Source organism: Streptomyces sp. NPDC001070 (assembly GCF_053598835.1).
Genome location: NZ_JBSFLB010000013.1, coordinates 160,235 through 173,334, shown reverse-complemented (window position 1 = coordinate 173,334; position 13,100 = coordinate 160,235). Strand labels below are relative to the sequence as shown.

Here is a 13,100-nt window from a genome sequence, read left to right as displayed (position 1 = left end):
CGCGTCCGACCCCGGGAGGTCCCGTGACCGTCGCCCACGATCCGCTCGCCCTCCGCGCGAAGGTGCGCGCCTTCGCGCTCACGCTGCCCGGCGCGGCAGAGGAGTTCCCCTGGGGCGAGAGCGTCGTCAAGGTCAACAAGAAGGTCTTCGTCTTCCTCGGCGTCGGCGACGGCAGTCACCCGCCCGGCATCAACGTCAAGCTCAAGGACCCCGAGGTCCATGAGCACGCCCTGTCCGTCCCCGGCGCCGAGCCCTCCGGCTACGGCCTCGGCAGGGCCGGCTGGGTCACCGTCCCCCTGACCGAGGAGACGCCCACCGCCGAGGTGCTGTGCGACTGGGTGGAGGAGAGCTACCGTGTGGTCGCCCCCAAGCGGCTCATCGCGGAGCTGGACGGACGCTGAGCTCCGTCGTCGCGCCGATGACGGCGGCGGTCTCCGCGTCGAGCGGGTAGGGCCGCTCCTGCGGCAGCAGCGCCGCGGCGGCCTCGCGGTCGCCGGAGCGCACGAGGTCGTGGACGCGGTGCGCGAGGCCGGTGACGTCCCGGACCTGGACGATCCAGTGGTCGGCGTAGTCGCGCGTCGCCCGGCCGGTGAGCCCGAGCTGCAGCGAGCGGTACGCCAGCGGGCGCAGGTCCAGGTCGCGCTCGGGGTCCCACTGGACGCGGACCTGCGTGGCGCGCACGCGCTCGGCCCAGGTCTCGCGGTCGGGGTACACGGAGCGGTCGAAGTGCGACAGACAGGCCTGCCGCAGCGCCGACTCGAAGCCCTCACGGCGGATGTCGAGGGCCAGCACGCGCTCCTGTCCCTCCTTCCGGCCCCAGCCGCTGCGGTACATCATCCACAGGAACGAGGGCTTGATCCACGTCATCCGCGACCGGCTCCAGCTCGCGGGGAAGCGGCCGTGCAGCGCGGCGTGATCACCGATCTCGGGGCGGTACGCCTGATAGACCGTCACGGTGTCGGGGGTGTGGGCGGCTCTGATCCGGCGGTAGGGGATCTCGGTGTTCTCCATGATGCGGGCATCCTGCCCACCGCGGGCCGCCCGCCGCCAGGCATTTTCCGGGGCGGCTCCCGTGCGGTCCGCGGCGCGCTCCCTCCGCGGCCCGCTCTCCGTACCGCGAGCTGTGCCATGCGGCACCCGGGCACCTCGCCTAGCCTGGAATCCCGACGCGACATCGGCTAGCAGGGCCCGGTGAACCGCACCGCACCCGGGTGGGAGGTCCGCGGTGGGTACCGTCTCGTTTCTCCTCGTGATCGTCATCGTCACGGCTCTCGCCTTCGACTTCACCAACGGCTTCCACGACACGGCCAACTCCATGGCGACCTCGATCGCCACGGGCGCGCTCGCGCCGCGGGTGGCCGTCGCGGTGGCCGGGGTGCTGAACCTGCTGGGGGCCTTCCTGTCCACGGAGGTCGCCAAGACCATTTCCAACGGCATCGTCAACGAGGCCAAGGTGTCCGCGGTGATGATCTTCGCCGGGCTGGTGGGGGCCATCCTGTGGAACCTCGTCACCTGGCTGCTCGGCCTGCCGTCCAGTTCCTCGCACGCGCTGTTCGGCGGTCTGATCGGCGCGGTGTGGGTGGGCGCGGGCGCGTCCGCCGTCAACACCGCCGAAGTCCTGGAGAAGATCGTGATCCCGGCGGTCGCCTCACCGGTCGTGGCCTGCGTGGTGGCGATGCTGGCGACCTACCTGGCCTACGTGATCACCAGACGTACCGCGGGCAACGAGGCGAAGCGGGGCTTCCGCGCCGGTCAGATCGGCTCCGCCTCGCTCGTGGCGCTGGCCCACGGCACCAACGACGCGCAGAAGACGATGGGGGTCATCACGCTGACGCTCATCTCCGGCGGGCTGCTCGCGCCCGGTTCGGCTCCGCCGTGGTGGGTCGTGCTGAGCGCCGGACTGGCGATCGCGCTCGGCACGTACGTGGGCGGCTGGCGGATCATCCGCACCATGGGGAAGGGGCTGACCGACATCGAGGCGCCGCAGGGCTTCGCCGCCGAGACGAGCGCGGCGGCGGTGATACTCGCCTCCTCGCACCTGGGCTTCGCGCTGTCCACCACCCAGGTCTGCACCGGCAGCATCCTGGGCGCCGGGCTGGGCCGCAAACTGGCCGAGGTGCGGTGGGGGGTCGCGGGGCGGATCGCGGTGTCCTGGGTGCTGACCCTGCCCGCGGCGGCGGCGGTGGGCGGGGTGGCGGCCTGGATCGCGGGCCACGGCGACCTGGGGGTGGCGCTCGTCGCGGGTGTCGCGCTCGCCGCCGCCGCGGGCTTCTACGTCCTGTCCCGCCGTCGCCCGGTGAACGCGCACAACGTCAACGACACGCGCCCCGGGGTGCCGGAGCCGGCAGGCCAGTCGGCCGGGTGAGCGGTGAGGAGCGGATCCGGATGGACATCAAGTGGAGCAACCTCGGCGGTGTGTTCGCGGCGAGCCTCGGCATCACGATCGCGGTCGTCGTGATGTTCTCGCTGGGCGTCGCCGCCTGGGGACGCGCCGGTGGCGGAGGGTTGCGCGCCCAGCAGCCGCGCGGCGGCCAGGAGAAGGCCGCCCTGGCCACGGCGGGCCTGTGCTTCGCGGCCTGCCTGGCGGTGGCGGCCTACGGGATCGACCTGATCGTCCCCGGCTGACATGGACGCCCCGTCGAGGCCGCGCTCGGCGGCCCCGGCCGCGCCCCCGCCGGCGGCGAACGGCTGCGGCGACCGCCGCCCGGTCCTGATGGTCCCGTACGGTCGGCCCGCCACCGGCGCCCGGCCTGCGGACGGATCAACGGCGCGGTCAGGGCGCCCGCGTAGTGCCCGCCCGCGTAGGCCGGCCCGCCGGCGCCGAAGCGGTGACGGCCCTCAGCGCGGATACAGCTGGAACGAGACCGCCGGGCGGTCCCCGAAGCGCCGCGCCGCGATCTCCATCGCCCGGCCGAGGAAGTCCCGCGCGTACTCGGCCGGTTCCCGGTCGCTGAGAGCACGGATGTACGCCCGGTGCTCGGCGAGGGAGGCGATGGCCCGCTCGACGTCGGACTCGCCGACCTCGACCGCGTGCGTCGGGTACGGCGATCCCGCGACCGCCGCCCAGCGGACCCCGCCCCAGGGCTCCAGGCGCTCGTCCCTGGCGAGTTCGGGGAAGATCCACCGGTTGCCCGCGTCACCCGCGGCGTCGAGCGCGGCACGGCCGACGACCCGGTGGTCCGGGCTGTTCCAGACCGTACCGCCCCAGGTGTCGTGGTGGTTGAGAGTGATCAGCAGCTCGGGGCGGTGCCGGCGGATCGCTGTGGCGAGGTCGCGGCGCAGCGCGGGTCCCTCCTCGATGACACCGTCCCGGTGCTCGAGGAACTCCACGGTCCGCACGCCGACCACCGCCGCGCTCGCGCGCTGCTCCGCCTCGCGTATCCGCGCCGCGTCCTTCGGGCGTATGTCGTCGATGCCCGCCTCGCCGCGCGTCACCAGCAGGTAGGCGATCTCGCGGCCGGCGTCCGTCCAGCGGGCGATGGCCGCCGCGGCACCGTACTCCAGATCGTCGGGGTGGGCGACGACGGCGAGCGCCCGCCGCCAGTCCTCGGGCATGGGGTCGAGGTGCTGCTCGGACACGGGCCGCCTCCTGAGGGCCGGGATGGACGCCGACGGCCCGAGCATGGCACGGAGGGCACCGGCGGCGAGGGCCGCCGGCTCGAAGAGAGGTTCCCGGCAGGGCGCGGCGGACTCACCAGAGCCGGTCGGTCGTCCCAGGGTGCAGCGCGACGCGGGTGCCGCTGAAGCCGGCGCGGTGGCGGCGGGCGCGGGGGGGGTGAAGAAGTCCCCCATGCTGCTCCAGCCGCCGAAGGACTCTGGGCAGAAGCCCAAGGCAGTCGGAGCCGGCTCAATGGCCTCACCGAAAGAGCTTATTCGGTGATTTCCACCCAGATCAGGTCACAAACCCTGATCTGCCGCTCATCCGGGTAGATGCTGTAATTGAAGAAGATGGGATCGTCGGCCACTGAGAGGCTGTACCACGTGACGCCGCGAATAGCCATGGGCAGGCCTGGGGGCGGATGACCGGATTCGACGGCGCTTCCGACCTCCAACGCCAGGGCGCGAAGAAACCGGACCAATTTGTCGTGCAGTTCCTTGTTACCGGTGGAGCGCATATCGCTCAGCACCTTTGCGGCCGTGACCTGAGTGACGGCCGTCCAACCGCTCGAAAACGGCGCCATCACTCCGTCACCTCGGGCTCGAGTTCGACAAGTCCTATACCAGCGACGGTGTCATCGAGACGTTGATCTCGGCCGGGTACGGCCTCGAACATCGCTTCCATCCACCAGACGGTCATCACCTCGTTCAGCTCCTCGCCCTGCCGGGCAGCAGTGACAGCAGCCCGAAAGTCATCACGGCGGGCGGCAGGAAGAGCGTCGTCGATGGCACCGATGGTGGGTGGTAATGCCCGGATGCGTGGATCACCGGATGATGGTGAAGATTTGCTCTCTTCGCGCATCTCTCCTCTTTCGCAACGCCTGTGGGTCAACCAATCTAACGCAGCCCAGTACCTCAGCGCGGTGTATCAGGCGGGTTGCCCATGGGTGATCTCTTGACATCCTCCCCGTCCTAAAGGGCGGGGATTCCTGGCTCACGTGGGCTGAGGACCAGCGGTCCACCAGCGCTTACACGATCGGCACCAGCCGGGTTGAGACCAGCCCGGACCAGCATCACGCGGGCGGAGTTCTTGTCCCTGGGAGAGACGACTGCGCACGCGGTGCAGGTGTAGGTACGTTCCGAAAGAGGAAGTGCGTGCTTGGTTCTCGCTCCGCACGACGCGCAGTCCATGGTGGTGTGCGCGGGATGCACCAGGCGGACGTCCCGCCCGTGCTTGCGGCCCATCTCGATCAGAGCCGTCTTCGTGGCGCCGATCGCGGCGTCCGCCGCCTTGCGCGCCATGGTGGTCTTCGCGAGGAACTTCGGCCGGAAGTCCTCGACCGCGATCGCGTCGTGGTCGGTCACCACGCGCTTGGCCCACTTGCGGGCGGACCCATTCCTCCGCGGCCTGAAGGCCCGGGCATCCTGGGGGGCGCCGGCCTCCGGGAAGGTCAGGATCTGCACCCGGCGATTGTGCTGGTCAGGCCGGGCTGCCGTCCACCGGCACCGCGGGCGCGGGCAGCTGCGTGACGGTGCCCCCGTCGTCCTTGACGGGCTCCGGCGGCGGAGCGGCGGCCGAGGTCTGCCCGGCGGCGTGCTTCTTCTCGACGACCTTCTCCGCGGTCTTGCCGCCGAAGTAGAAGCCCACCATCACGATCATGAAGGTGTTGAAGCTGCCGTAGACGTCGTCGAGGAAGCCCGACTTGTCGGCCATCGCCCGCGCGACCTCGCTGTTGAACGAGGCCGCGACGAAGCCGAAGTAGAGGACCGTGAAGGCGGACATCACGGCGGTGCGCACGTCGCGGGAGTCGGTGAAGAGCACCAGGAAGGTGCACAGGCTCATCGCCGGCAGCGCCACGGACAGCCCGGCGATTCCGATGTCCTGCCCGAAGAACCAGAACGTGGAGCCCACGCCCAGCGCGAGCAGCACCACGTTAACGACGACAAGCAGTAAGCCCACTTGCCAGTTGATCTGGCCGTCGCCGATGCGGCCGGAGAACTTGTCCGGCGGCCTCTCCCCGTTCACGGCGCTCAGGTTACACCGGGGTCGCGGGAAGTGGGCTCCTCCGCAAGGCGCTTGATGGCCGACAGTCGCGCGTCCCAGCGGGCGGCGACGCGGTCCATCCACCGCGCCGCCGCGACCAGCCGCTCCGGGCGCACCGCGTACCGCATCTCCCGGCCCGAGCGCCGCCCGGCGACCAGCCCGGCGCGGTCCAGCACGGTCAGGTGCTTGACGATCGCCTGGCGGGAGACCGGGAGTTCGGCCGCGAGCACGGTGGCGGTGGCGTCACCGTGCTCGGCGATGGCGTCCAGGATCCGGCGGCGCATCGGATCGGCCAGCGCGGCGAAGACGTCCTCCTCGCCGGGGGTGCGGGCTTCCGTCATGCGGGCAGCTTCTCCACGTACGTCGCGAGTCCGGCCGTGACGTCCTTCCACCCCTGCGAGTGGCTCTCGTACCCGGCGTACGGGATCCGGTCCTCGGGGATGTCGAGCGCCGCGAAGCCGCTCTCGACCACCCGCAGCAAAGTGCCCTCCCCCTCGGCGCTGAGGGTGAACTCGACCAGGGTGGAGTTGTCCTCCGTCGCCTCCGCGCCGGGGAAGGCGGTGGCCCAGCGGTACGCGAAGTAGCGCGGCGGCTCGACGCCCACGATCCGGCTCGGGTAGATGCCGAAGCCGTGGTCGATCTCGAAGGCGCCGCCCGGTCGCAGGTCCACCTGCGCGGGCGCGCCACCGCCGCCCAGGTCCTCGCCGAACCAGCGGCCGATGTGCTCGGGCCGGGTCAGCACGTCCCACACGCGCTCGACCGGGGCGGCGATGCTGATCTCCCGCTCGATCCGGTCCGGGGTTTCGGTGCTCATGGTGTCTCCTCCGTCGATGGGCATCGGCGCACAGTCTTACGTGCAACTCCAGGGTTGCACGTAAGCCCCGCGACACGCAACCCATGAGTTGCACGTCGAGCGGATCAGTCGGTGAGCAGCACCTCCCGCAGCGCGGCGAGCAGGGCGTCGTCCGCACCGAGCCGCTCGCGGGCGTACCCCTGCACGGACCCGTGCTCCGCGGCCAGGCCGGCGAGGAAGATCCGCATCGCGTCGGCGGGCGCCCTTCCCCAGCCCGGCCACCGCACGGTCCGCTCCGGGTTGGCCGCGGTCCAGTCCGCGAGCAGGCGGGCGGTCGCCAGATCGCTCAGCGCGTAGTCGGCGACGATGTCCTCCTCGGCCACCCCCAGGAGCCCGAGCACCAGCGCCGCCAGCAGCCCGGTGCGGTCCTTGCCCGCCGCGCAGTGGAACACCAGCGGGCCGCTGCCGTCCGCCGCGATCACCTCCAGCGCCCGGCGCAGCTCCTTGACGCCGTCGGCCGCGACCTCCGCGTGCAGCCGGGCGTAGAAGGCGGTCGTCTCGACCTCCGGCCCGAACGCGGTCTGGTCGTGGGGCCGGTGCTCGATACTGAGGTTGTGGTACGCGACCCCGGTGGCCTCCGGGACGCGGCCCTTGGCCTCGATCTCGAACGGGTGGCGCAGGTCGATGACCGTACGTACGCCGAGGGCGGCGAACCGCTCCAGATCCGTGCCCCCGAGCTTCGAGAGCGCGTCGGAACGGTACAGCCGCCCCCAGCGCACGGCACGGCCTTCGGCCGCTCTGTAGCCGCCCAGATCACGGAAGTTGTGCAGTCGCTCGAACGCGATGTGTCTCCCCATGCGGGGACCCTACGGTGCGACCGCCCCGCTTCAGAAGATCCCCTGGCCCGGAACCAGGATGCGGCGCGGGTCGTACCGCCGCTTCGCGGCCTCCAGGGCGGGCCACGCGGAGCCGAAGTGGACGCGCCAGTCGGCGCGGCTGAACGGGACGGAGCCGACCGGGTACTGGGTGCCGCCGGCCGCCCGGGTGGCCTCGAAGGCTGCCCGGTTGGCGGCCAGGAGGCGGTTGACCGTGGCGGTGTCCTGCGGCGGCGTGGTGCGCAGCACCGCGAGCAGATACGGCACCGGGTCCTTGGGGGCGCGCAGCAGGGGACGGTGCAGGCGATCGCGCAGCAGCGGGTAGAGCAGGACGACGCCGGGGCCGAGGTCGGCGGGCGTGAGCGCGTCGAGGATGCCGCCGGCCACGGCGGCCGCCTTGCCGCCGGGGATGAGCAGGTTGAGCCAGGGGTGGGCGAAGTCCCACAGGCCGGCGGCCTTGAGCGCCTCCACCGCGGCGGCGAGCCGGTTGAGGAAGTCGAAGTAGGCCATGTTCTCGATCTGCACGCCCGTGGTGTCGTGGTGCAGCCCCGCCAGCAGCGCGGCGTCGTCCGGCGCGGCGTCGTAGGAGACGGCCTCCAGGACGTAGCTGTGGAACGCGCCGCCCGCGTCGGGGACGACCTGGCCCTCGACGTAGGCGAACCGCCCGTCGGTGACCAGGAGTCGCTGGTCGGCGAGGAAGGTGCCGAGGTCGTGGTAGGGCAGCAGGTAGTGCCGGACCGTCGTGGGCGCCTTCACCAGGCGGAGGGTGGCCGAGACGATGACGGCACACTGGCCGAGGCCCGCCAGCACCGCCTCGAAGAGGTCGCGGTGCCGGTCCGGCGAGCAGCGCAGCAGTTCGCCCGCGCCGGTGACGACGCGCAGCTCGGTGACGTTGTCGACCTGGGCGCCGAAGTGATGGCTCTGGCCGCCGAGCCCGCCCACGGACAGGGTGCCGCCGACGGAGAGTTCGAGGTAGTCGGTGAAGACGGGCGGCGTGAGGCCGTGCGCCAGGGTGGCCCTGGTGACATCACTCCACTTGGCGCCGGCGCCGACGGTGACGGTGCGGCTGCGCGGTCCGACCGGGCCGATCTGCGCCAGGGGCGAGGTCTCGACGACCAGCCCGCCGGCGACCTGGGCCTGGCCGAAGGTGGCGTGGCCCTGGCCGCGCGGCGCGACCTGGATCCCGTGCCGGTTGCAGAAGCGCACCATGGCGACGATGTCGTCGACCGACCCCGGGCGCAGGACGGCCACCGGCCGCCGGTGGACGATGTGGCCGAAGTCGTCCGCGGCGGCGCCGAGCGAGGCGTCGTCGGTCAGCAGCGTCCCGTCCAGGTGGGGCAGACCGACCAGCGTGCCGTTCGCCCGGTCCGCGGCGGTCGCCGCCACGGCCCAGCTCCTGCCGATCGGGTCGAATCCGACGACCACGGCGCCCACGGCCGTCGCCGCGGTACGCAATATCGCACGCCTGGACGGGAGTTGGGACATGAGCGCTCCCCCTGAACTGGTCGGTGGACAGTGCAACAGTTCGGGATTCTAGGCCTGCTGCTCCCCCGTCAACAGCGACTCGTGGAATCCCGTGCGGCCACCGGCGACGCTAACCGACCCACTGCCGGGCGGCCCGCCGGGCGGGCCGCCCGAGTGATCATCCGATCTTGACCCAGCGGGGATCGGTGGCAGCCGCGACGAGTTCGTCCATGCTGACGGCGGGCTCCTTGCGGGTGATGGGACGGTGGTAGCCGTCGGAGTTGAACGCCGTCACCACGACCCGCAGCCCGTCGGGGCGGATGGTGTCCGCGATCCACCGCACGATGCCGACGCCGCCCTTGTCGCCCGCGTCGCTGCGCTTGACCAGCTTCGTCCCGTCGGGGAGGACGGTCGCGCCGTCGTAGATCTGGTTGTCGACCTCGTCGGGCGCCCACCGCTGGAAGTCGACCTCGACGAAGGTGGCCCCGTTGCCGTCGTCCACGGTGAGGTGGACGTACCCGCCGCTCTGTCCCGGCGGCACGGTCGCCTTGAGCCCCTTGGGCAGGACCTCCTGGAGCAGGTTCAGGATCCTCTTCGCGCGCTGCGGCCCGGCGTCGGAGCCGGGCTCCTCGGTCGCTACCGGGAGCTTGGGGACGGCGGCCAGGAAGGGCTCCCACTCCGGGGACCGCACGAGGGTGCCGAGCTGGGAGGCGGTCAGAGGCGGGTCCTGCCGGCTCTGCTTCTTCGCCTTCTCCTGCGCCGCGTTCGATTCGGTGACCATGACCTGCCGGCCGTCGGCGTCCGTGACGGTGGCGCGCCAGGTCTTGGGCCCCTTGCGGCTGTCCTGGTACTCCCAGCCCTTGACGACCAGCAGGGTCGCCTTGCCGGGGAGTCGGGTGCGCTCGCACGTCGTGCCCGGCTTCATCAACGCGAGGTCGGGACAGGTCACGCCCTCACCGGGCTGGACGCGGCTCAGGCCGACGGAGATCGTCGAGGCGCCGTGACCGTCGTCCCAGACGACCTCGGCGTAGGGAGAGCTCTCCACGTCCGAGGCCCGCCTGCTGAGGATCCGGCCCTTGGGGAGCAGGTGCTCGAGGGCGCCGAGCAAGGTGCCGTCGTCGCCGCTCGTGTCCTGGTTCTCGGCCGGACGCGTCGGGTCGGGGCTGCTCGTCGTCGCCGGGCCCACTTCCTGGGGGCTGCCGCCGGGTACGGCCAGGGCGGCGGTCACGCCCGCGGCCGCCACCGCGGCGACGGTGCCCACCACGGCGGCCGTACGGCGGCGGCGGACGCTGCGGCCCTGCGCGAGGCCGGCCGCCACGAGGGCGCGGTTGTCGGTGCTGAAGCTGTCGCCGGTGCTCCGCAGTGCGGCGCCGAGGTCGTCTTCGAAGGGCATGGTGAACCACCGTCCGGAGGAGAGGTCGAAAGGGAAAGGGGAAGCCGGTGGGGGGTGAGGTCAGTGGGAGGACGCGAGTTCCGCCAGGCTGTCGCCGAGCAGTTCGCGGAGCCTGGCGAGGGCACGGACCGACCGGGTGCGCACGGCGCTGGAGCTGACCCGCATCGCGTCGGCGGTCTCCTCGATGCTCCGGTCCTCCCAGTAGCGCAGGACCACGACCGCGCGGTCCTTCGGCGCCAGCCGGGCGAGCGCGTCGAGGAGGGTCAGCCGCAGCAGTGCCGTGTCGCTGTCGGAGTCGCGGGAGCCCGTGGGGACGTCGGGCAGCTCACCGATGGGGGACTCGCCGCTGCTGCGCCGCCGCTTGTGGGTGAGGAAGGTGCGGACGAGCACGGTCTGGGCGTAGCCGGCGGGGTTGCCGACACGGGACACCCGCCGCCAGGTGACGTACATCTTGCCGAGGGTCTCCTGCACCAGGTCCTCGGCGAGATGGGTGTCGCCTCCGGTGAGCAGGCAGGCCGACCGGAAGAGGTGCGCCGCGCGGGTCGCCGCGAAGTCCAGGTAGTCCTTCGTACGGTCCTCGTGCATGCCCCACCCCATCGTCGATCAGCGCTGCCTTCACCTCACTGACGTCGTGGGCGCACGGAAATGTTGCACCGCCACAGCAAGAGCGCGGCGCCCAGGAACGGCAGACCCGCCAGGGCGAACAGCGGCCCCGGCCCGGACCACCGCGACCCCAGCGCCCAGCAGCCGAACAGCAGCAGCGCCGCGGCCTCGGAGCCCAGGCCCGCCAGGGAGGTGACCGTCGCGCGGGTGCGGTCGGTCAGCCGCTCCTGCAGGCCCGCGTCGGCGGCCGCCGTCGCCCAGTCGAAGACGCCGAAGGCCACGGCCACCGGCACCAGCCCCGCCGGGTGCGTGCCAACGGCGCCCGCGGCCAGGCACACCGCGGCGACCGCCGGTGCCAGTGGTGCCCAGCGCGCGCCGCGCCCGGCGAGCCAGCCGCCCGCCGTGGAGCCCGCGGTCACCAGCAGGACGAGCAGCGGGACGAGGGACGGCCCGACACCGGTGGCCCGGGCGAGCAGCGGTACGTACTCGTCCAGCGCGGTCGCCCCGGCCAGCAGGGAGACGACGGCCACCGTGCGACCCACTCCGGGCGTGTGCCGGGCCTCGGCGAGGGCCTCGCGCAGCAAGCCGGTGTACGTGATGGTGTCGCCGCCCGCCGCGGCCCGGTCCCGAGGGCCCCGGGGCTCCGGCAGCGCGAGGGCCGCCAGCGCGGTCAGCACGGTCACCCCGACGCTGACCAGCCCGACGGCGCGGCCGCCTCCGGCCGCGAGGAGCGGCCCCGCCAGCGCGGTGGCCGCCAGTGCCGCCGTGGTGCCGAGCGCCTGGGCCCGGCCGGTCAGGCGCGCGTACGCCCGGGGCGCGCCGACCCGGGTCAGTTCCTCGTGGACCAGGGCCTGCAGCGCCCCCGACCGCAGCGCGGAACCGGCACCCCACAGGACGAATCCGGCGGCGAAGGATGCGTAGCAGGGCCACAGCGTCCACAGCGTGAAACCCGCCCCGGCCAGCAGTGGCGCGAGGATGAGCAGGGCACGCCGGGAGAAGCGGTCGGCCCACACGCCCGAGGGCAGCTCGAGCAGGAACGCCGTGAGCGACCACACGGCGAACAGCGAGGAGATCCCCGCCTCGGACAGCCCGGCGTCGGCGAAGAGCACCGCGTACACCGGATAGAGCGGGATCAGGTCCTCGAGGAAGGCGTAGGCGTAGAGCCTGCGCGCCAGACCGGACTCGGGTGAGGATCAATGTCGCCATGTCATGGGACGAGCGTAGCCGGGTACGAACCGGTTGAGGAGGCGTTTTCCATGCACATGGGACGTACCGGGAACGAGCCCCTGCGGGCTCGCAGCGCATTGCGGATGCGGCTCGGACTGGCCGCCTTCGGGCTGGTCTGGGCGATCGCGGGAACGGTGGTCTTCGCCGACCTGGGGCGGACCGGCTGGGCGGTCTTCTTCGGCCTCCTGGCACTCGTCGCGGGCGGCGACCTCGTCATGATCGTCCGGCACATCCGCCAGGGCCCGCACTGGCAGCCCGGACGCGATGTCCCGCCGTACGAACCGCTCCGCAAACGCTGAGCGCACGGACCGGCAGGGAAGCGGCAGGGAAGCGGCAGGGAAGCGGCGCGGGAGAGACCCGAAAACGCCGAGGGCCCGGTGCTGATGCACCGGGCCCTCGGCTTCAGTAGCGGGGACAGGATTTGAACCTGCGACCTCTGGGTTATGAGCCCAGCGAGCTACCGAGCTGCTCCACCCCGCGTCGGTGAACACAACCCTACGGGGTGTCGGCGCCAGAACCAAATCCATTTCCGGTGAGCCACCGCCAGCGCGGGACCTCGGTCACGACCGTGGCGGCCGCGAGGGTGCTGACCAGGGCGGCGAACGGGGCCGGCCAGACGGCCCAGGAGGAGACGACGGCCGCGGCCAGCTGCAGCAGCACCAGCGCGACGGTCACCGCGCCGGGCACGGGGACGATCACCTGCGCCTTGTCGCCGGGCGTGGAGAAGACCGTCGGCAGGCCGATCAGGACGATCACCGAGAGGACGGCGAGCAGCCAGGAGTGCCCGGCCAGGGCCCACGGGGTCGCGATCCAGGCCACGAGCTCGGTGGTGAAGCGGAGCACGGACGCGGCGCGGCTGTCGGGCGCGGTGGTCTGGGTCGGCACGGCCGTCACACTCTCACGCGCCCGGCGCCGCGTAAATGCGTTGCCGGGCATGCGGCCCCGGCGTAGTTTCTGCCCCGGCCCTGCCACCACCCCGATCGGAGAAGGCCGTTGTCCGTCTGAGGTCCGGGACACCGTGTCCGCGACGCCCCTCCTGGGCGATCGCGCGGGCCGTGTGCGACCTCGGCCGTGAGCAGCCGCCCCTGCGCAGCGCCCGCCTTC

The 13,100-nt window shown here is 72.4% G+C and carries 17 protein-coding genes, 1 tRNA gene and 1 pseudogene; 4 read left to right on the top strand and 15 right to left on the bottom strand.

The window, feature by feature from the left end; all coding sequences use genetic code 11:
- Positions 1-23: 23 nt before the first annotated feature.
- Positions 24-401 (top strand): MmcQ/YjbR family DNA-binding protein, encoded by a 378-nt coding sequence (locus tag ACWDAS_RS18160; protein ID WP_450391526.1) that lies wholly within the window; start codon positions 24-26, stop codon positions 399-401.
- Here the strand turns inward: ACWDAS_RS18160 and ACWDAS_RS18155 are convergent.
- Positions 376-1,011, bottom strand: a complete 636-nt coding sequence (locus ACWDAS_RS18155) for a DUF4291 domain-containing protein (protein WP_450391525.1) — start codon at positions 1,009-1,011, stop codon at positions 376-378. The two genes, ACWDAS_RS18160 and ACWDAS_RS18155, sit on opposite strands and share 26 nt — an antisense overlap.
- 214 nt (positions 1,012-1,225) lie before the next feature.
- On the opposite strand from ACWDAS_RS18155, the gene ACWDAS_RS18150 reads away from it, so the two are divergent.
- Together ACWDAS_RS18150 and ACWDAS_RS18145 are read left to right on the top strand one after the other, a co-directional pair.
- Positions 1,226-2,365, top strand: coding sequence for an anion permease (locus tag ACWDAS_RS18150; protein WP_450391523.1), 1,140 nt, complete (start codon positions 1,226-1,228; stop codon positions 2,363-2,365).
- A gap of 20 nt (positions 2,366-2,385) precedes the next feature.
- A complete protein-coding gene (locus ACWDAS_RS18145; protein WP_450391521.1) occupies positions 2,386-2,625 on the top strand; it encodes a hypothetical protein in 240 nt (79 codons plus the stop codon).
- Between the two features lie 213 nt (positions 2,626-2,838).
- On the opposite strand, the gene ACWDAS_RS18140 is transcribed toward ACWDAS_RS18145, so the two are convergent.
- From ACWDAS_RS18140 to ACWDAS_RS18085, 12 genes and pseudogenes are all read right to left on the bottom strand, one after another.
- Positions 2,839-3,624 (bottom strand): PIG-L deacetylase family protein, encoded by a 786-nt coding sequence (locus tag ACWDAS_RS18140; protein ID WP_450391519.1) that lies wholly within the window; start codon positions 3,622-3,624, stop codon positions 2,839-2,841.
- 245 nt (positions 3,625-3,869) lie between these two features.
- Positions 3,870-4,181 carry a hypothetical protein gene (locus tag ACWDAS_RS18135; RefSeq protein WP_450391517.1) on the bottom strand — a complete coding sequence of 104 codons (312 nt, stop codon included), beginning with the start codon at positions 4,179-4,181 and terminating at the stop codon, positions 3,870-3,872.
- On the bottom strand, positions 4,181-4,459 hold the full coding sequence (locus ACWDAS_RS18130; protein WP_450391514.1) for a hypothetical protein: 279 nt from the start codon (positions 4,457-4,459) through the stop codon (positions 4,181-4,183). The genes ACWDAS_RS18135 and ACWDAS_RS18130 overlap by 1 nt, the downstream gene beginning before the upstream one ends.
- Before the next feature lie 110 nt (positions 4,460-4,569).
- Positions 4,570-5,001, bottom strand: a pseudogene (locus ACWDAS_RS18125) (zinc ribbon domain-containing protein); the annotation flags it as partial.
- A gap of 76 nt (positions 5,002-5,077) precedes the next feature.
- Positions 5,078-5,623: a hypothetical protein gene (locus tag ACWDAS_RS18120; RefSeq protein ID WP_450391511.1), complete on the bottom strand. Its 546-nt coding sequence runs from the start codon at positions 5,621-5,623 to the stop codon at positions 5,078-5,080.
- 5 nt (positions 5,624-5,628) lie between these two features.
- A complete protein-coding gene (locus ACWDAS_RS18115) occupies positions 5,629-5,982 on the bottom strand; it encodes an ArsR/SmtB family transcription factor (protein ID WP_450391508.1) in 354 nt (117 codons plus the stop codon).
- Positions 5,979-6,455 (bottom strand): SRPBCC family protein, encoded by a 477-nt coding sequence (locus tag ACWDAS_RS18110; RefSeq protein ID WP_450391506.1) that lies wholly within the window; start codon positions 6,453-6,455, stop codon positions 5,979-5,981. The genes ACWDAS_RS18115 and ACWDAS_RS18110 overlap by 4 nt, the downstream gene beginning before the upstream one ends.
- A gap of 104 nt (positions 6,456-6,559) precedes the next feature.
- Entirely contained in the window at positions 6,560-7,291 is a 732-nt protein-coding gene (locus ACWDAS_RS18105; RefSeq protein ID WP_450391505.1) for a tyrosine-protein phosphatase, read from the bottom strand.
- Between the two features lie 30 nt (positions 7,292-7,321).
- On the bottom strand, positions 7,322-8,794 hold the full coding sequence (locus tag ACWDAS_RS18100; protein ID WP_450391502.1) for an FAD-binding protein: 1,473 nt from the start codon (positions 8,792-8,794) through the stop codon (positions 7,322-7,324).
- Between the two features lie 157 nt (positions 8,795-8,951).
- Entirely contained in the window at positions 8,952-10,166 is a 1,215-nt protein-coding gene (locus ACWDAS_RS18095) for a hypothetical protein (RefSeq protein ID WP_450391499.1), read from the bottom strand.
- Between the two features lie 60 nt (positions 10,167-10,226).
- Positions 10,227-10,751, bottom strand: a complete 525-nt coding sequence (locus tag ACWDAS_RS18090) for a SigE family RNA polymerase sigma factor (protein ID WP_450391496.1) — start codon at positions 10,749-10,751, stop codon at positions 10,227-10,229.
- 35 nt (positions 10,752-10,786) lie between these two features.
- Positions 10,787-11,887, bottom strand: a complete 1,101-nt coding sequence (locus tag ACWDAS_RS18085; RefSeq protein WP_450391493.1) for an MFS transporter — start codon at positions 11,885-11,887, stop codon at positions 10,787-10,789.
- Between the two features lie 138 nt (positions 11,888-12,025).
- Between ACWDAS_RS18085 and ACWDAS_RS18080 the strand changes: the two genes are divergently transcribed.
- A complete protein-coding gene (locus ACWDAS_RS18080) occupies positions 12,026-12,295 on the top strand; it encodes a DUF6343 family protein (protein WP_450391490.1) in 270 nt (89 codons plus the stop codon).
- A gap of 107 nt (positions 12,296-12,402) precedes the next feature.
- On the opposite strand, the gene ACWDAS_RS18075 is transcribed toward ACWDAS_RS18080, so the two are convergent.
- Positions 12,403-12,476: transfer RNA gene (locus tag ACWDAS_RS18075), tRNA-Met, on the bottom strand.
- A gap of 15 nt (positions 12,477-12,491) precedes the next feature.
- On the bottom strand, positions 12,492-12,881 hold the full coding sequence (locus ACWDAS_RS18070) for a hypothetical protein (protein ID WP_450391487.1): 390 nt from the start codon (positions 12,879-12,881) through the stop codon (positions 12,492-12,494).
- Between the last annotated feature and the right edge of the window lie 219 nt (positions 12,882-13,100).